The organism is Brevibacillus sp. B_LB10_24 (assembly GCF_046036945.1).
Lineage (GTDB): Bacteria > Bacillota > Bacilli > Brevibacillales > Brevibacillaceae > Brevibacillus_C.
Map to the genome: position 1 here is coordinate 135,799 of NZ_JBJQOQ010000002.1, position 18,206 is coordinate 154,004.

Genomic DNA, 18,206 nt, shown 5'->3' on the forward strand with positions numbered 1-18,206 from the left:
TACGGGGTATACCCATATAGCTTGAATTTAGCGGACGCAGTTTTATTTTATGGTGATCTGAGCCCAACAGGATTAGGAAACCCTGATCAGAGAAAAGCAAAAACCTTGTGGCATGAGGAAAAGTTTTCACTGAATGGTGGGCCAGCAGGGAATACCATTAACGGCGTCACTTTTGACCTTCAACCCGATTCGTCAAAAGGAGATGGAGAGTGGGATCTAAGCAGGCAGTCTGGTTACAACGTTGTTCCATGGGATTATGGAGCCATTAAGAAAGTGGCCGATGCAGCCAATGGAAATGCTGATTGGATATGGAATAACGGAAAAATCAATCCTATTTTGAAAAAATATACGGTAAATGGTAGAGAAACCTGGGTTGATTTTGGCGGACTCGTCCGTTTAAGCGGCGGGGGCGGCTTCACAGAAACCAGGGTTGGTGATGGCGTGAACAGACCATTGTTCAGTACCGTATGGAAAACCACTCCGAAGCCGGTCTATAACTCAATTACCCTAAATGGGACACCCGTTGTTTCCAATTCAACGGTAACAAACCAGCTCTTTATAGCTCAAGCAGATAAACCCATTAATGTGGTTGTCAATACGACTACCTATGGCAATAGTGGAACCCATAACACATTAAAAACGGCGATTGATTCAAAAGACCAACCTAGTTTGGGCGGCACGTCAACTGAAATGGCCTACGGAGCCGCACCGTACTCCTGGAAGTTCACGATCAGCGATCCCGCCCTACTTAAATCCGGCGATACACATACACTAACCTTTGAGGCGAGGGACGATTATGGCCGCTCCACTCCGATTGAGATCAAGTATAAGGTTGAAGCAACACAGATCTGTACGGATTGGATAAACGCCACCCTTCAACTCCCCGGTCAATCCAATAAGTCCATTCCCAGTAATGGAGAGTACAAGCTGCCAGCAGGAGTAAACACGATCACGCTTTCGTTTCCCCGTTCCGGAACGTTGAAGATAGATGGATTTGAAATGAGTGGCAACACCTTTTCGAACATTCTCATCAAAGGCCCTACAACGTTGTTTTATAAGTCCGAAGATGAGAAAGAATGCTGGACAAAGGATATTTATCCCGAAGCACCACCCGTAGCTGAGTGCGATCCCGCACAATCAAAGCTATCACTCCACGTCTGGATGTTTGGCAGCAAGACGAATCGGAACGTTGATTTACAAAGTGGCAGCCCAGGCTACGCCCTCCCCACAGATGTCTATCTCATTTCCGTGGAAGCCCCAGGCTCCCAAAAAGGTTCCTTCTACCTCAACAACGTCAAGGTCGCAGAGAACGTAGGCTCCCATGATTTCTCCGTAAGCCGCAATCAAGCAATCACTATAAAGTACGTCAGCCAGGACGGCAAGGAATGCTGGATCAAGACCTTCGTGTGGGATGGACAAGTAGGCTGCCCGATCGTTTACCAAAACTCCAAAAACGGCAAGCAAATCTCTGACGGATCAACCATTGAGGTCGACCTGGGAGGAAGCCTTAGCCTGTATGCCCGTTTTCGGGATACAGACGGCACGATGGCAGATGCCTATTTGTATTGGGAAGTGTACCGTCCAGGGGACACTACGCCCGTGATCATGGATATGGTCTGGGGAGACAAGATTCGAACTGTTCCGACAAATAACTTGAAGCTTCCGGCAACCGGTTTTGATGACCGGTCTATCGTTTTTGACAAGCCAGGGGGCATTTACCGGATCAAGTTGCGCTACGACGGCCAGTACGAGAACGAGTGGCGGGAATGCCATTGGGAAATTACAGTTCGGGTTGTCGGCACTGCAGATAACATCTGTAAAAACTCTGTAATCGAAGCCTGGCTAGATGGTCAAACGGAGCTGCCTATGACGAAGGATTCAGATGGAAACTACGCTCTAACGATCATGCCAGGAAACAGTAACGTTTACTTTGAAGCATTTTACGATAAGAAACAGATCTCGTCACCTGAATGGACCTTGAAGAATAGTGCCGGTCAGGTGTTAAAATCGACAACCAATATCACCAATTTCATTTACAAGTTTACGGATAAAGGCACGTACACCTTAACGGCGAAATATCAAATCAACTCATCCGTTGGGGTGATTGACTGCAGCAAGACCGTCACAATCAATGTCAAAACCATTGAATGTGAGGAAATATTCTTTCATGCGACAGTGGATGGAAAAGATACCCGACTCCAGGGATCCAGCCCTTATACCATCCGCATGGAGAGAGGACAGACGAATGAATTGGTCTTGCAAGCGGTCTATCCGCAATCCAACGTCACAGTAACGGGGGATTGGGTACTCAAGAAAAACGGGACTACGCTTCGGACAGTCCTAGGCAAAAATCCGTTCTCCCATACGTTTGACGATAAGGTCGATGCTGTCTACACCCTGGAGGTCACAGTCTACGTGAACGGCGAGCCTTGCCGGAAGACGTTCCAGATTGTGCTAAAAGGGCTGAACTGTTCCGATGTTGCCATGCACATGAAAAGTCCTACAATCAAAATGTCTCGTTATGATATACCCAATGGCGGGAAAGAAAAGATCGTCGGGGATAAAGTAGAAGTCACCTTTTGGCTGTCCAAATCAGGGGATGCATCCCAGCCTATTAACGCGGTTTGGAGTGGACCATTCTCGAATACAGCTTCGGATAAAAACAAAGAGTACACCATGACCGGGCTGCAGAAGGGAAGTTATACCGTTACGGCCAAGGTAAACGATTCGCGGTACCCGTCATTGAATGACTGTACCTTTACCTTTACGGTTGAAATTACCGATCAGAGAGATTGTTCCAGTCTATACATTCATGTATACGATTCGGCAGGCGGAAGACATAACAATGTAAATGGACAAACCATCCAAATTAAGGCAAGTAACGGTAGGGCATCATTTGGGGTTTTGGTTTCGCCAGATCCGAATACGGCCGTAAATGTTACAGTGGTGAGCGTTGACTGGATCGCTTCTCATCCCAATGATCTGGAGGACATGAAAGATGCAGGGTATACGAAGCTAGATGCTCCACCAGGCACGTACACCATCAAGGCAGTCGTAAACGATAACTTCTATCCAAACTCCATTGGATGTACCTATACGGTAACGGTCGTGATCGCAGACGATGCCTCCCCGCCAGAGCCGCCGCCCGGGGGAGACGTAGACGGCGGCCAAGTAAAAATCAACATCTACGACTCGGAGAACCGCCTATTGGTCAGCCAGTCAGACGGGGTATGGGAGCGTGAGCCGGCCAGGATTGAAGTAGTCATTGACCAGGGGAGGATCGACGCGGCTTTTTCCGCCATTGACGCTCAGATTAACGCGGCGATTCAAAACAAGGTCAGCGAGCTGTACAGCAAGTATTCAGGCGCCGAGAATGAGGACGTGGAAGTTACGGCCGACCCGCCGAAGTGGAGCGGCAAAACGAGCGTCGGGACAAACTGGCCGAGCGTTGAGTTGGGAGTAACCGGCCCTGGCCAAGATCAGCGGTTCTCGCTGAATCCCAAGCAAGCCTCCCAATCCAATCAGTATACCGGGACGACCGTTCCCACACAGACGACCTGGCGGCAGACGCTGCAGACAACGAAATACACGGCTGCCGTGGATACTTTCACCATACTGGTTCCGTACCAGGTAGATTTTATGGTGAGTTTCCAGCAATGCGTGACGAACAGCGGAGCGGAGGACGGCGAACCGCTGCCGGATGAAAAAGTGTGTACACCAGGCAGGGATTCTGACAGGATTGAGGGCTTGTTTGCCATCGTAGTGAAGGGAGATGAAACCCGTTTTGAGGTATTCGAGCCTAATGCCAAGGGGATCATTCTGCACACGGCCGAGTGGAGTGAGTACCATCAACGGGACCGGTATAAAGACAGCCAGCCTGATGATTTTTACGCGGGGGAACGCATTCTCGCCCATCTGCAGCTGGAGTCCAGGCACAAGCATCCAGTGAGCGGCAAGTACCCGCGTATCGAGTCGGCGGCTGCCTGGATTTCCGAAACGGGCAGACAGTCAACCACACTGCAGTCAAAGCTGTCCCTGACGGCAAAGTCGTCCACCTTGTGGACAGGTCCCGGGCAAATGATCGAGAAGCTGGGACTGCGGGAAGTGGGAGTAGATACTCCGCTTATGGGAGACAAACAGAAGGGATTTCAAAAGGATGCGCGGTACGCCGTCTACTTCTCTGTACAGTTCGGTTTTCAGGTGAATAAAGGATTTGCTTATCCCGATAAGACACGTGGAACCGGACGCGACCCGGATGATTATCGAGCGGTCTTTCGGATCATCGCCAACGCGTGGGAACGCCAAGGCATCCGCAATCACACCACCCACTAAAATTCTTTGCGCCCCCTATCTGTCTTTTCCTACCTTAGTGGTGAGGAAAGCAAAGGGGGGTTTTCATTGAACAACCGGATTAGACAGGTGCTGCTGCTGTTATTGGTCCTTTCGTTTGCGATGTTGCCGGTGCTGCAGGCATCTGCGTTGATGGCCGCTGAGGATCACGGGAAGCGCAGCGTGCAGCCGGAAGCGCGCGTCCCGCTCGATCAAAAAGAGAAGGAGTTTTATAAGGACGTGTACGGGACGGAGGACGAAGACGCGATCACCGAGCTCATCGGGCAGGAAGGGAAGCGTTCCGGCAGCGCGACTGGCAGGTATGAGCGGTTTGAGATCGAGCCGAACGATACGCCGAGACAAGCGGACTGGACTTTTTCCGGAAGCGATGCCTACGGGCGCATACAGAGTGCCGATGATGTCGACTACTGGAAGATCAGGGCTCCCGGCAACGGTACGCTGCAGGTCAAGCTGGACCAGATTCCCGCCGGACAAGATTACAACCTCTATCTGTACGATTCTGAACAGAAAGAACTGGGAAGATCGGAGCGAAAAGGATCGGCAGACGAACGGATCGATGGAATCAGGGTCAAGCAGGAACAGTGGTACTACATTGCGGTACGGGGTGCAGGCGGCAGTTTCAGCAAAAAAGATTACTACCATTTAATGGCGGATTTTGTCCCGGAGGGGAGCAGGATCGTACCTGACAAGTACGAGCCGAACAACAGCTTGGCGGACGCCGTAGAAATCCAGCCAAACAGCGTGTTGCGGGCCAACATCCACGACAAGGACGACATCGACTACTTTAAACTGCAGGTGCCCTTGGCCTCGACAATCGAGCTGTTGTTGACTGGCATGCCCACAGGCGTTGACCTCGACTTGTACCTGCTGGACAAGGACGGCAGACAGATTGCGCAGTCGGAGTATGCAAAAAATTTGAACGAATCGATCACGTACAACGGCGATCCCGGGACGTATTACATCAAAATAAAGATGGACAAGCGCTCCGAACTTGCAGATCACGAGTATCAGCTGTCCGTGACAGTACATACCATTCCGGTCATCTTGGTTCCCGGCATCGGCGGATCCCGCCTGCTGGCAAATGAACGGGGGAAAACCTCGGAAGCCTGGCTCAATTTTACGGCCATGCTCGGTCCCAAGGACAGCGAACACCGCAGATTGCTCGCGCTGACGCCTCAGTCTCCAGGAAGTGTCAAGATGGTTCCCAAAAACAACGGGATTCAAATCCTCCCGGAAGCGGAAGACGACGGGCTGCGAGGTATTTCGTATCTGTCGTACCATTCGCTCGTGAAAAAAGAGGCGGAGCAGTACAACAGCATGGCTGAACACCTGCAGAAGATGGGCTACAAAAAAGGAGAATCACTCTTCGGGTTCCCTTATGACTGGCGGATGAGCAGCGCGGACAACGCCGGCAGCCTGCTGCGAAAGATCGATGAGGCAATCGCCAAGTCAAAGGCCAAGCAGGTTCAGCTGGTGGTCCACAGTATGGGCGGCCTCGTAACCAAGGAGGCCCTGCTGCAAAATACGCAATATCAACACAAAACGAAAAGGATTATATACATGGGCACGCCCTTTCTGGGTTCACCCAGAGCGTATCAGGCGATCAAGATGGGTTATACCTTCGGGATCGGCATAAAGATTACGGAGAATAACTCGATCAGCCTGTTCAGCGCAGATGCGGGAAAAGCCATCGCCGAATACGCTCCGGCCGTCTACGAATTGCTGCCGTCGCGCGAGTACGTCAAAAAGCAGGGATACCTCAACTTGATCGGCGTAAATGTACAGCGGCCGTACACCTATGACGAAACTTTGACCGATCCGAGGATCAGGCTGACCTATCGTCCGCTCGCGGAGCAAAGCGACCGGCTGCATCAGAAGTGGGATCAGGCGCAGCTTAACGTACAGCAGTACGCCATTATCGGCGATGGGCAGAAGACCCTGTTGGGCTACGACTTCGAACAGGCCAGCCAGCGTTTTATCCCATTTTACGGAGTGGCAGGCGGTGACGGAACGGTTCCCCTTGTCAGCGCAGCCTACAGCAAGAGTGATGTGGCAAAGAAATACTATGTACAGGAGGAACATGCCAAACTGCCTGTTAACCGCTCTGTGATTCAGCAGGTAGCCCGGCTGCTTTCAGGGAAAGAGGAGGTTCAACCAGGCATCAGACTGGCGTCGGAAAAGACCAAATCCTTTGACTATCTCGTCATCTACCGCCAGGACGGAGAATTTCCGGAGGTGACACTCTCACAGGCCGGTGAGGAGCTTGTCATTACAAAAAAAGGAATCGAGCAAACGCAGGAGAACTCCTTCCAGGTGGAGGTGCACGGAGATACGCTGGTCGTCTTCGAGGACAAAGAGCGGGGAAGCTTGCAGGTAAAGCAAAAACAACAGATCAGGACGCTGAGCAGCGTCAATTCCGGGCTGGTTGTAAAGCGCTATCAAGCCCGAACTGAATAGAATATCAAAATCATGTCGAGGGTGAGCGTTGGTGAACTACTTTTTTACGGGTCTGTACGTTGGAGCGTTTAGCGGCGTACTGTTGAACTGGGGGATATTTCTGTTAGCGGTGATTCTCTCCCTGCTGGCAAAGCGGCTCTGGGTAGGACCACTGATCAGTCTGATGATTTTTCTGCTGATCGTTGTCTTTTCTGCCGCAGGAGGCGGGGACTACGGATTTTTTATCGGACTCTCGATTCCTACGACGATATACACTGCGCTGTTTACCATCATTTGCAGAAAGATAAAGGAGAAAATGATCACATCCAAAGGGTGAGATAGCTGGAGGGAATGACCATGTGGGGGGAATTCACAGAGGGGCTTTCAACCGGAGTGCTGCTGCTGTTGTTTCCGGTATTTATCGTGCTGCTTGCCGCATCCGTTTATGCCGGCCTGCACTACAAAAGGGTGTGGCTGCCGCCGGTTGTCATGGCGGCTGCAACCGTAGGAGTCATGCTTCTTTCAGGAGCATATGACCTTGGCAATGTTCCGCTCGTCATCGGAATACTGCTCGTACAGATGCTGTTGGCTGCTCTATTGAGTATGTTCGTAAACATCGCCAAACGGCAGTCGAAAAGTTGAAAGGGGAAATCTCCACGCGATATTTCCATGCTTCCAAAGCATGTTTGCCGGTTAGTAAATTGCACACAATTCATGTTTCGGGGTAAAATGAAGGGAAGAGGCTAATGGAGGTATCCGTTATGGATTTGCTGAACAATAACAAGAAAAATTCTGGATTTACCATTTTAAGCAGCAAGACGGAAGTACACGGCGGCTACGGCAAAGGAGTCATCGACCTGAATTCGGTCGCCTCCGTCATTATCGACGGCGACGAGGCTTATATCGACATGGGAGCGATGCACGCCAAAAGCGCTGTGGAAAAAGGGATTAAATGGACGGCCAACAAGGACGAGGTGCCGAATGGCAAGCCGTATTGGCTGGTCTGGGTCACCGTAGACCGGAACGAGTCCGGACCGTATTACGCCGGGGTTACGTCCTGCTACATGGAGATCGACCGGGAGGCCCGACGCGGCTATAAAATCCTGGCAGACCATGTGAATCGCATGGACTACTCGATGAAAAGGCGGATTATGGTGTCGGAATTGGACGAGACGAGCAAGAAGGCCCTGAAAAAGCTGTTGATGGAACATAACCTGGAGATGTGGAACAACTCTTCTGATGAATTAAAGGAAGGGCTGTCCTAGGGGGCGCTGCGGCCAAACAGATAGGTAAAATGGTCGAATCTGTGAACAAATTGTGAAATCAATTGTACCGGGAATTTAACTCAGGTAAACTAACGATGCAACTGCATACATCTTATACTAGGTCAGCAAACAGGGAAGGATACCGTCGTCTTTCCCTGTTTGTCTTTGTCGAATCAGAATTTCCGGTTATCAAATGGTAAAAAGGTGACATCCTATAACAGAGTCTTGTCCATAAACTCGACAAAAGGGGTGTCATATGGTGCAAATAAACGGTGATCATTCGGAGCTCGGCGGAGTCCATGAGGAAAACGACCATTTTGCCCGCCACGGCGGCGTGCACTTTAAAAGCAATGTGTCACCTGAAGAAATCAACCTGTTTATCCGCAGACTTCCGGCAGGCAAGCGGGAGAGCTTGTTTGAGGTGCTTGATGAGCTGGACCGGGCCGGTTTGATTCAGATTGTGAACGATCACGTTTTTACCGATGGTAACGGGGTAATCGGCGGCGAGGAGTAAGGCAAAGGGTAAACAAAATCAAAATGCAGCCAGGCTCTTTCAGGAGCAGGGCTGCATTTTTTAAGGTGCGGGTTTCTGCCGCTGGATTACGGGGTCAACAGTTTGCCCATGCGATGCCAAAACGACGGTTTTTCCGGCGGTTTGGGCGGCTTTGGCGGCGTTTCCGGAGTGGGCAGGTGTTCGGTACAGTACTCCGTGGGCTCAGTGCCCTTTGCCAGGTAGACGAGGCGCGGGTTGGGGCAATGCTCCGTCGCCAACTTGCCGTTAGCCGGGTCGATGTAGACGGAAACGGTGCCGACCGGACTGTCAAACAGGGCAGGCGGCTGATCCTGCAGGGCGCTTTCGGTAAAATCGGCCCAAATCGGGGCAGCCAGCATCGCGTCTTTGACGGGGTCGATTTTTTTCCCTTCGTCATAGCCGACCCAGACGATTGTCGTTAGCTGGGGCGTAAACCCGGCCAGCCAGGCGTCGTAGTCAGTGGAGCCGGTCTTTCCCGCTACCGGGCGATTCAGCCGATCGGCGACACGGTGCGCCGTTCCTTGCGGTTCGAAAACGGTCTGCATCATCTGTGTCAGCAGGAAGCTGGCGACAGGATCGGCGACCTGGGTTTTCTGTTCTTTTTCCTCTGCCAGCACGCTGCCGTCGCTGTCGACAATTTTCTCGATCGCAATCGGCTCGACCCGCCATCCCTTGTTGGCAATCGTACTGTAGGCTATCGCCATTTCATAAGGGGAGACCGGGGAGGCCCCGAGCGCAAGCGAGGGCACCTCCTGCAGCGGGCTGGTAATGCCGACGGCCCGGGCCTCATCCACTAAGGCCTTGGGCGTCAGCTGCTCAATCGTCTTGACGGCGTAGATGTTGTCAGAAGTAGCGATGGCCTGCTGCATGGTAATGTAGTCGTAGAAGTAATGGCCGCCAAAGTTGCTGGGAATGTACTGCTTGCCGTTGTCATAGGTAAAAACAGTAGGCTCGCTTTTCATCTCCGTCAGTGGTGTGTATCCTTGCTGCAGAGCTGCCAGATAGAGAAAGGCTTTGAAAGAGGAGCCCGGCTGCCGCTGGCTGAAGACGCGGTTGTACTGGCTTTTGGCGTAGTCGCGGCCGCCGACGAGCGCCCTGATTTTCCCTGTGGACGGCTCCATGGCGATCAGTGCGGTCTGCAGATCGGGATTGCCGTTGGAGAAGTTTTTGGCGATCGCTTCCTCCGCCTTCTTCTGCATGTCAAGGTCCAGAGTCGTATAGATCTTGAGTCCCCCGTGGCGGAAGGCTTCCCCGTCAATGCCGTACTTTTCCTGTACCAGCGAGGCGATGTAGTCCCGGAAGTACGGAGCATAGGAAGGATCTTTTCGATCTTCCTTGGTGGTGAAGACCAGCTTCTCTTCATATGCATGGTCGGCCTGCTCGGCGGTGATGTAGCCGTCGCGCTGCATGGCTTCGAGCACCAGCTTTTGCCTCTGTTTGGCATTTTCGTAATTCGTCAGCGGCGAGTAGTACGTCGGCCCCTTGGGAATGGCCGCCAACATGGCGCTTTCCGCCAACGTCAGCTCTTTGGCATCTTTGCCAAAATAGGTTTGGGCCGCCGCTTGCGCCCCGTATGCCGAGTGGCCGTAGTAGATCTGGTTTAAGTACTTCTCCAGTATTTCTTCTTTGCTGTAGTTTAGCTCCAGCTGAACGCTAAGCAGAGCCTCTTTGATTTTTCGGTCCCATGTCTTGTCATTGGTCAGGTAGAGGTTTTTTGCCAATTGCTGGGTGATCGTACTGGCTCCCTGTGCCTTGCTCATGTTTTTTAAATCGACGTAAGCAGCCATTGCCAGGCGTTTCAAGTCGAAGCCGTAATGCTGCCAAAAATAGCGGTCTTCAATGGCTACGGTCGCCTGAGCCAGCCAGGGGGAAATGTCTTTGAACGGCACGACGGTCCTGTTTTCCCCTTGGTGCAGGGAGTCGAGGACTTCTCCGTTGCTGTCGTAGATGATGGTCGTTTGATGAATGGCCGCGGCTGGCAACGGCTGTGACCGCAAGAATAGGAGCAAAAGTAAAATGGCAAAAGAACCGAGCAGGGTCATGTACACAGCCAGCTTGATCAGCCGCTTGGCTCGCCGAAGCCAGCGTATCCATTCGCTTTCACGGACCACTTCCAATTGTCATCACGTCCTTTCAGCAAAGCTAACACGCATCTGCAGGATTTCCGTTCAAAATGGCGATACTGTAGAAGAATCCTTTACCAGTATGGGAAAATCTATTTTTGTCTATACTTCCCTACTATTTTCAATAAAAATGGGTTTGCATTTTTGGAGGTAACCACTATAATTTTCTTGATAAGCTGAAGGCTAGTAATGAGGAGGCAGTGCCAAAATGGAAATGGAATTGTGGTATACGGAAAAGCAAACGGAAAACTTCGGCATTACGATGAAGATAACGGAGACCTTACATAGCGAAAAGACGGAAATTCAGCAGCTCGATATCGTTCATACCAAACAGCTGGGACGCATGCTGCTCCTTGATGGAATGGTGATGACGACTGACCAGGATGAATTTGTCTACCACGAGATGATTACTCATGTGGCACTGAACACCCATCCCAATCCGAAAAAGGTACTGGTCGTCGGCGGTGGAGACGGCGGAGCCATCCGCGAAATCGTCAAGCACTCCTCCGTGGAGAAAGCAGTTCTGGCGGAGATCGACGGCGGCGTCATTGAGGCCTGCAAAAAGTACTTCCCGCAAATCGCCAGCGAACTGTCTGGAAATCCGCGTGTGGATGTGAAGGTAATAGACGGAATCAAACACATCCATGAGAGTAAAGGTGAATATGATGTGATCATGGTAGACTCGACGGAGCCGATCGGCCCGGCGGTAGGTTTGTTTGAAAAAGGCTTCTATCAGGGAATCTACGACGCGCTGTCCCCAGACGGCATTATGGTGGCACAGACAGAATCGCCGTGGTTTAACCGGGATTTGATCAAACGCGTCTTCAAGGATCTGAAATCGATCTTCCCGGTTACCCGCCTGTACACAGCCAGCATTCCTACCTATCCTTCTGGACTGTGGAGCTTCACGATTGCCTCCAAACAACACGATCCGTTGGAAGTTGATGCGAGCAAGATCAAGGATTTGGACACCAAGTACTACACTCCAGAGCTGCATCGTTCGGTCTTTAACCTGCCGAAGTTTGTGGCTGAGTTGACTCGCGACTAAGAGGGGGAAATCACTGTGCGTTTTGATGAGGCTTATTCCGGGAAGGTGTTTATCCGCAGTCACAACAACTACGAAGAAAGCCAGGCGGTCATCTACGGCATGCCGATGGATTGGACCGTCAGCTTTCGTCCCGGCTCCCGCTTCGGTCCAGGACGTATCCGCGAGGTCTCGATTGGACTGGAGGAGTACAGTCCGTACCTGGATCGTCTATTGGAGGACGTCAAGTACTTTGACGCCGGAGACATCCCGCTTCCCTTCGGAAATGTGGAAGGAAGCCTGGATGCCATCCAATCGTTCGTCAGCAAGGTACTAGACGACGACAAGATGCCGATCGGGCTGGGCGGGGAGCACCTGGTGACCTGGCCGGTCATTCAGGCTGTATATCAGAGGTACAAGCAGGATCTCGTCATTTTCCACTTTGACGCCCATACCGACCTGCGCGACCATTACGAAGGGTACCCGTACTCCCATTCCACGCCGATCAAGAAGGCGTGTGATTTGATCGGAGGGAAAAACGTCTACTCCTTCGGGATCCGCAGCGGAATGAAGGAAGAGTTTTTATGGGCGAAGGAGAATATGAATCTGTATAAGTACGATGTGCTGGAACCGGTCAAGAGCGTACTGCCACAGATCGGCAACCGGCCGATCTACCTGACGATCGACATTGACGTGCTCGATCCTTCAGCGGCTCCGGGGACAGGCACGACCGAGGCGGGAGGCATTACCTCACGAGAGCTTCTCGATACGATTCACTACATGGCGAACAATGGAGCAAACGTGATCGGCTGTGATCTCGTGGAAGTGGCCCCGGTCTACGACCACAGTGAAATGACCCAGATCGTCGCTTCGAAAATCGTGCGTGAATTGATTCTCGGCTTTGTGAAATAGATGTTGGGAAAGCGCTTCTTGTAAGGGAGCGCTTTTTTGGTACAATGAAACAATGAGGAAATACGGGCAGGGAAACGAGGACAGGTCATGCAAGAGGTTACCCTACATCTGACAATCAGGCAGAGCAGCGGCGGACAGACGACGGTCACGGATAACCGATACGAAGGAAAGGCGGTAGAAAAAGCGGCCGGTTGGTACTTCTCCTATCAGGAGGACCTGGAAGGGATCGGCGAGGTCGGCGCTGTCATCAGAGTCGCCGAAAGCGATGTGACCCTGCTTCGCCAGGGCTCTCTGCAAATGAAACAGGTGTTTAGCAAAAATCGCAGCACAGAATCGGCTTACGTCACCCCGCATGGCCGCTTTTGGCTGAAGACTCATACGAGAAAGCTGCGGATTGAGCGAACGGGTGACAGGCCGACTGGCATCTCGCTTGCTTATCAGCTTTGGCTGCAGGATGAATACCTCGGAGAATCTGTTTTGACATTAGGGATTGAATGGAAGGAGTAGTGGATGAGCATGAGCGTGGTCGAACAAATGAAGCAAAGATTGAAGGCAGAGATTGGTCGCGCAACGGTGCTGGCCGGCCTGGTTGCGGAGAGCGAGCTGCCGGAAGTGGTGTTGGAAATTCCCAAGGAGAAAGCCCACGGTGACTATGCCACCAACATTGCGATGCAGTTGACGAGAGTTGCCAAAAAACCGCCGCGGCAAATTGCCGAAGCGATCGTGGCCCAACTGGATAAATCGAAAGCCTCCATCGAGAAAGTAGAGATCGCCGGACCGGGCTTTATCAATTTTTATCTGAACAACAGCTATTTGACCGAGGTGATCGGACAAGTCCTCGCGGCAGGAGCCGACTATGGCCGGACAGACGCTGGACGAGGAGAGAAGATCAACGTCGAGTTTGTCAGCGCCAACCCTACAGGAAGCCTTCACCTGGGCCACGCCCGCGGAGCCGCCGTAGGAGACAGTCTGTGCAACGTGCTCGATATGGCCGGCTATCAGGTCACCCGCGAGTATTACATAAACGACGCCGGGAATCAGATCAACAATTTGGCCAAGTCGATCGAGGCTCGCTACTTCCAAGCGCTGGGACAAGATTTTCCGATGCCGGAGGACGGGTACCACGGCCAGGACATCGTAGAATTTGGCCAGGAATTGGCGAAAGAAGCAGGAGACAAATACGCAAACCTTCCGGAAGAAGAGCGGTTCGCCTTTTTCCGCAGTTACGGCCTAAGCCGGGAATTGGCCAAGCTGAAGCACGACCTGGCTGATTTTGGCGTCCAATTCGACGTCTGGTTTTCCGAAACCTCTCTGTACGAGAAGGGGGCTGTCGAGAAAATCGTAGAGGTATTGCGGGACAAAGGCGTTGTCTACGATCAGGATGGAGCCGTCTGGTTCCGCTCTACGGACTACGGCGACGACAAAGACCGGGTCCTGGTGAAAAACGACGGTTCTTATACGTACCTGACTCCCGACATCGCCTACCACCAAGACAAACTGTCGCGCGGCTACGACAAGCTGATCAACATTTGGGGCGCCGACCATCACGGCTACATTCCGCGGATGAAAGCGGCGATCCAGGCCTTGGGCGGCAAGCCGGATACGCTCGAGGTGATCATCAACCAGATGGTAAGCCTGTATCAGGGCGGCGAAAAGGTGAAGATGTCCAAGCGTACCGGAAAAGCGGTAACGATGCGGGATTTGATGGAAGAAGTCGGGACAGACGCGACACGTTATTTCTTTGCCATGCGCAGCCCTGACTCCCACCTCGACTTTGATATGGATCTTGCCGTTTCCAAATCGAACGAAAATCCCGTGTTTTACGTGCAGTACGCCCACGCCCGTATCTGCAGCATCCTGCGGCAGGCGGAAGAGAACGGCATTTCGTTTGATTTGCAGCAGGCCGACTTCAACCAGATCCAAACCGAGAAGGAGATCGACTTGCTCAAGCAGGTAGGGGCATTCCCGCAGGAGGTGGCGGAAGCCGCCCGTTCACTTGCTCCTCACTGGGTGGTTCGCCACCTGCACCAATTGGCGACGCTGTTCCACAGCTTTTACAATGCCGAACGCGTCTTGACCGACGATCCAGGCAAAACACAGGCAAGGCTTGCCCTTGTCCAGGCGGTGCAAACAGTCGTACAAAACGGGCTTCGCCTGATCGGGGTCTCGGCTCCGGAAAAAATGTAACGCAGACGAATTTAAAAGGAAAACGCGGGAAAAGATGAACTGCACCTGATGCCGTTCATCTTTTCCCGCGTTTTTTCCATAAGATGGATCCGTTTTACTCGGATTCCGCCTTTCTTGCCTTCGTCCCTTTTCCAGCGTATTTGTCAATCTTCCCCTCTTTTTTATGCAGCGTATACCCGTGCATGCCGCTCCCGTTATACCCCATATCGTTTTTCGTGTTGCCGTATTTATCGCTTGTCATGTCCAAACCTCCTTCTTATTCCTTGTTAGTTTCACGTCGCAGCCGTATTTCATGCATGACCCGAGCCTGTCAACAATGATAAGATAAGAAAAAAGAAAGTTTGAACTGCCGGAAAGTTGGCAGTTGTGTGACGAATCTTCGGCACAAGGCGGACGGGAAGGAGGAAAACCGTGACCAACTGGCCCATTTCTGACACAAAAGAGATGCTGCAGGCTATTCTAGGGACAATTGACGAAGGGATTCACGTGGTGGATGCGAACGGCATCACCATTTTCTACAACCACGTGGCTGCCAAACTGGACGGATTAACCCCCGAGGAGGTCCTGGGCAAGCCCGTGCTGGAGGTCTTCCCCTCGCTGGACAGGGAATCGAGCACACTGCTGCGGGTCATCAAAGACGGCGAGCCGATTTACAACCAGCCGCAAACGTATACCAATTGGCGCGGCATGCGGGTCGAAACGGTTAATACGACGCTCCCGGTGCGAGTCGGGCAGCGGCTGGTTGGGGCGGTCGAGGTAGCAAAAGACATCCGGAAACTGCGTGAGCTGTCGGAGAAGCTGATTGACCTGCAGGCCCAGGTGAGAAAGCCGAAACGAGCCCGGCGTTTTTCCTCCGATGGCACTGTGTACCGGTTTGATGATATTTTGACGAAATCCTCCGAGTTGATCCTCATCAAAGAACGGGCGCGGCGTGCGGCCCGGACGAATTCGCCGATCTTGATCTCCGGGGAGACCGGCACGGGGAAGGAGCTGTTGGTGCAATCCATTCACCAGGCGTCATCCCGCAGCGGCAGTCCGTTCATTGCCCAAAACTGTGCGGCAATGCCGTCCTCGCTCCTGGAGGGCATCTTGTTCGGGACGACGAAGGGGAGCTTTACCGGAGCCGATGACCGGCCGGGCTTGTTTGAACTGGCGAATGGGGGAACGCTGTTTCTGGACGAATTGAACAGCATGCCGCTCGATCTGCAGGCAAAACTGCTCCGCGTTCTGCAGGATGGCATCATCCGCCGGATCGGCCATACACAGTCGATGGAAGTGGACGTGCGGATCATCGCGGCGACCAACGAAAATCCCCAGGAAGCAGTCAATCTGGGACTGCTGCGCGCCGATTTGTACTACCGGATCAACGTCGTCTCTTTTGAGCTTCCTCCGCTGCGCCGTCGAAAGGAAGACCTTGAGCTGTTAACCAGCCATTTTATCGATAAATACAATCGTTCCTTTCAGTTGAACGTCACCGGTATCGACAGCGACGTCAGGCAACTGTTTTACCACTACGATTGGCCTGGAAACGTCCGTGAACTGGAGCACGTCATCGAGGCAGCGATGAATCTGGTCGAAGGGGTGGTCATCAAGCCGGAGAACCTGCCGCAGTACGTCGTCGACAGGGCGGTCCAGCGGGAGGATTCAGGCATGGCAGTGCCATCTCTCCCGCCGCTTCAGGATAAGGCCGGAAGCCTTCGGGAGGTCCTTCAGGCCACGGAAGAAGCCATGATCAACCAGGCTTTGCAGGCTACCCAGGGGAACATTTTGCAGGCGGCAAAACGGCTCGGGATCCCACGGCAGACCCTTCAATACAAGCTGAACCAAAGACAAGAGGGTGCCAAAAATTCGGCACCTGCAGCGGATTGAAGACGTCCAAAAAGCAAATATATAGCCGTTTTTTTCGCCGTTTTACTTTGGCATGAAGTTTGCAACTCCTTTTTTCGAAATCGTTTTCCTATTCGTACGAGAACGGAAAAAGGAGTGGATTGTGGATGGCAACAGTCATGCGTGATTGGCGCTCGGTTGAATTGTGGAAAGATGTAACGGAGGAACAGTGGAACGATTGGATGTGGCAATTAACCCATACGGTCAAAACTGTAGAAGACTTGAAGCAGGTAATCAACCTGACTCCTGACGAAGAAAAAGGCGTGGGTATCTCCAACCAGACGATACCCCTTAATATCACCCCCTATTACGCTCTGCTGATGGATCCGGATGATCCCAACGACCCGGTGAGAATGCAGTCGGTTCCGCTGTCCCAGGAGATGATCCGGACCAGATACGATATGGAAGACCCGCTCCACGAGGATGATGACTCGCCGGTTCCCGGCTTGACTCACCGCTATCCTGACCGCGTGTTGTTTTTGGTGACCAACCAGTGCTCGATGTACTGCCGGTACTGCACGCGCCGCCGGTTTTCCGGTCAGATCGGGATGGGCGTGCCCAAGAAGCAGTTGGATGCCTGCATCGAATACATTCGCAATACTCCGGAAGTGCGGGACGTGCTGCTCTCAGGGGGAGACGGGCTGCTCATTAACGACCGCATTCTGGAGTACATCCTCAGCAACCTGCGGGCAATCCCGCACGTGGAGATTATCCGCATCGGCACGAGGGCTCCCGTCGTATTCCCGCAGCGGATTACGGAAAACCTCTGCAACATCCTGAAAAAATACCACCCGGTTTGGTTGAACACTCACTTCAACCATCCGCGCGAGATAACGGAAGAAGCAGCCAAAGCCTGTGAGATGCTGGCCAACGCCGGGGTGCCGCTGGGCAATCAATCGGTCATTCTGGCCGGAATCAACGACTGTCCGCACACCATGAAAAAACTGATGCACGAACTGGTGAAGATCCGGGTTCGCCCGTACTACATTTACCAGTGCGACCTGTCGGAAGGAATCGGTCACTTCCGTGCGCCTGTCAGCAAGGGGATCGAGATTATGGAGCACCTTCGCGGGCACACTTCCGGTTACGCCGTTCCGACGTTCGTCGTAGACGCACCGCATGGCGGCGGGAAAATCCCGGTTGCACCCAACTACATCATTTCCCAGTCGTCAGACAAAGTCGTTTTGCGCAACTTTGAAGGGGTAATCACCTCTTATCCGGAACCGAAAAACTACCACGCCCACGATGAAGAAAATTGCGAGTACTGTCAGGCTGCAAAAGGAAAAGCAGTCGGCATCGCCGCCCTGATGAAGGATGAGGCGAACAATCTGGAGCCAGCCGGACTTGCTCGCAATGAACGGATCAAAGCGACCAAAGTGAAGTCCCTGGCAGATGTACGCCGGGAACAGGCGGAAAAGAAACAGGAGCCAAAAGAAACTGCGGCCAAGTGATCGTTTGCCTGTGCGAAAGCAGCATGTCTTGAAATCAAG

General features: G+C 52.6%; 14 protein-coding genes. 12 read left to right on the plus strand and 2 right to left on the minus strand.

Features of this window, described 5'->3' with window-relative positions:
* Nucleotides 1-441: 441 nt before the first annotated feature.
* The 6 genes from ACI7RC_RS03485 to ACI7RC_RS03510 all read left to right on the plus strand — a co-directional run bounded on the left by ACI7RC_RS03485 (nt 442) and on the right by ACI7RC_RS03510 (nt 8,565).
* Nucleotides 442-4,332 carry a collagen binding domain-containing protein gene (locus tag ACI7RC_RS03485; protein ID WP_408106843.1) on the plus strand — a complete coding sequence of 1,297 codons (3,891 nt, stop codon included), beginning with the start codon at nt 442-444 and terminating at the stop codon, nt 4,330-4,332.
* A 66-nt stretch (nt 4,333-4,398) separates the two neighbouring features.
* Nucleotides 4,399-6,807 (plus strand): lipase/acyltransferase domain-containing protein, encoded by a 2,409-nt coding sequence (locus ACI7RC_RS03490; RefSeq protein ID WP_408106844.1) that lies wholly within the window; start codon nt 4,399-4,401, stop codon nt 6,805-6,807.
* Between the two features lie 31 nt (nt 6,808-6,838).
* Nucleotides 6,839-7,123 carry a hypothetical protein gene (locus ACI7RC_RS03495; RefSeq protein WP_408106845.1) on the plus strand — a complete coding sequence of 95 codons (285 nt, stop codon included), beginning with the start codon at nt 6,839-6,841 and terminating at the stop codon, nt 7,121-7,123.
* A gap of 20 nt (nt 7,124-7,143) precedes the next feature.
* Nucleotides 7,144-7,428 (plus strand): hypothetical protein, encoded by a 285-nt coding sequence (locus ACI7RC_RS03500; protein WP_408106846.1) that lies wholly within the window; start codon nt 7,144-7,146, stop codon nt 7,426-7,428.
* Between the two features lie 119 nt (nt 7,429-7,547).
* Nucleotides 7,548-8,051, plus strand: coding sequence for a YwhD family protein (locus ACI7RC_RS03505; protein WP_408106847.1), 504 nt, complete (start codon nt 7,548-7,550; stop codon nt 8,049-8,051).
* Between the two features lie 256 nt (nt 8,052-8,307).
* Nucleotides 8,308-8,565 carry a hypothetical protein gene (locus ACI7RC_RS03510; protein WP_408106848.1) on the plus strand — a complete coding sequence of 86 codons (258 nt, stop codon included), beginning with the start codon at nt 8,308-8,310 and terminating at the stop codon, nt 8,563-8,565.
* 86 nt (nt 8,566-8,651) lie between these two features.
* Here the strand turns inward: ACI7RC_RS03510 and ACI7RC_RS03515 are convergent, their stop codons facing one another.
* Complete coding sequence (locus ACI7RC_RS03515; protein ID WP_408106849.1) at nt 8,652-10,700, minus strand: transglycosylase domain-containing protein; 2,049 nt, start codon at nt 10,698-10,700, stop codon at nt 8,652-8,654.
* 220 nt (nt 10,701-10,920) lie between these two features.
* On the opposite strand from ACI7RC_RS03515, the gene speE reads away from it, so the two are divergent.
* From speE to argS, 4 genes are all read left to right on the plus strand, one after another.
* Nucleotides 10,921-11,754: a polyamine aminopropyltransferase gene (gene speE / locus ACI7RC_RS03520; protein ID WP_408107038.1), complete on the plus strand. Its 834-nt coding sequence runs from the start codon at nt 10,921-10,923 to the stop codon at nt 11,752-11,754.
* A 15-nt stretch (nt 11,755-11,769) separates the two neighbouring features.
* Nucleotides 11,770-12,642, plus strand: a complete 873-nt coding sequence (gene speB / locus ACI7RC_RS03525) for an agmatinase (RefSeq protein ID WP_408106850.1) — start codon at nt 11,770-11,772, stop codon at nt 12,640-12,642.
* A gap of 87 nt (nt 12,643-12,729) precedes the next feature.
* Nucleotides 12,730-13,149, plus strand: a complete 420-nt coding sequence (locus tag ACI7RC_RS03530) for a YwiB family protein (protein ID WP_408106851.1) — start codon at nt 12,730-12,732, stop codon at nt 13,147-13,149.
* Nucleotides 13,150-13,158: 9 nt separating this feature from the next.
* The gene (argS, locus tag ACI7RC_RS03535; protein ID WP_408107039.1) at nt 13,159-14,829 is read left to right on the plus strand and encodes an arginine--tRNA ligase; all 1,671 of its coding nucleotides are present in this window, start codon (nt 13,159-13,161) and stop codon (nt 14,827-14,829) included.
* Nucleotides 14,830-14,923: 94 nt separating this feature from the next.
* Here argS and ACI7RC_RS03540 read toward each other — a convergent pair whose 3' ends face one another.
* Nucleotides 14,924-15,070, minus strand: coding sequence for a hypothetical protein (locus ACI7RC_RS03540; protein ID WP_408106852.1), 147 nt, complete (start codon nt 15,068-15,070; stop codon nt 14,924-14,926).
* Between the two features lie 203 nt (nt 15,071-15,273).
* On the opposite strand from ACI7RC_RS03540, the gene ACI7RC_RS03545 reads away from it, so the two are divergent.
* Together ACI7RC_RS03545 and kamA are read left to right on the plus strand one after the other, a co-directional pair.
* Nucleotides 15,274-16,698, plus strand: a complete 1,425-nt coding sequence (locus ACI7RC_RS03545) for a sigma-54 interaction domain-containing protein (RefSeq protein WP_408107040.1) — start codon at nt 15,274-15,276, stop codon at nt 16,696-16,698.
* A 125-nt stretch (nt 16,699-16,823) separates the two neighbouring features.
* Nucleotides 16,824-18,167: a lysine 2,3-aminomutase gene (gene kamA, locus ACI7RC_RS03550; protein ID WP_408106853.1), complete on the plus strand. Its 1,344-nt coding sequence runs from the start codon at nt 16,824-16,826 to the stop codon at nt 18,165-18,167.
* Nucleotides 18,168-18,206 lie beyond the last annotated feature (39 nt).

What these genes read in the sequence shown, in the direction of transcription:
- ACI7RC_RS03500 (WP_408106846.1), top strand. Translation starts at nt 7,144, where the DNA reads ATGTGGGGGGAATTCACAGAGGGGCTTTCAACCGGAGTGCTGCTGCTG.
- ACI7RC_RS03505 (WP_408106847.1), top strand. Translation starts at nt 7,548, where the DNA reads ATGGATTTGCTGAACAATAACAAGAAAAATTCTGGATTTACCATTTTA.
- ACI7RC_RS03510 (WP_408106848.1), top strand. Translation starts at nt 8,308, where the DNA reads ATGGTGCAAATAAACGGTGATCATTCGGAGCTCGGCGGAGTCCATGAG.
- speE (WP_408107038.1), top strand. Translation starts at nt 10,921, where the DNA reads ATGGAATTGTGGTATACGGAAAAGCAAACGGAAAACTTCGGCATTACG.
- ACI7RC_RS03530 (WP_408106851.1), top strand. Translation starts at nt 12,730, where the DNA reads ATGCAAGAGGTTACCCTACATCTGACAATCAGGCAGAGCAGCGGCGGA.
- argS (WP_408107039.1), top strand. Translation starts at nt 13,159, where the DNA reads ATGAGCGTGGTCGAACAAATGAAGCAAAGATTGAAGGCAGAGATTGGT.
- ACI7RC_RS03540 (WP_408106852.1), bottom strand. Translation starts at nt 15,070, where the DNA reads ATGACAAGCGATAAATACGGCAACACGAAAAACGATATGGGGTATAAC.
- ACI7RC_RS03545 (WP_408107040.1), top strand. Translation starts at nt 15,274, where the DNA reads ATGCTGCAGGCTATTCTAGGGACAATTGACGAAGGGATTCACGTGGTG.
- kamA (WP_408106853.1), top strand. Translation starts at nt 16,824, where the DNA reads ATGGCAACAGTCATGCGTGATTGGCGCTCGGTTGAATTGTGGAAAGAT.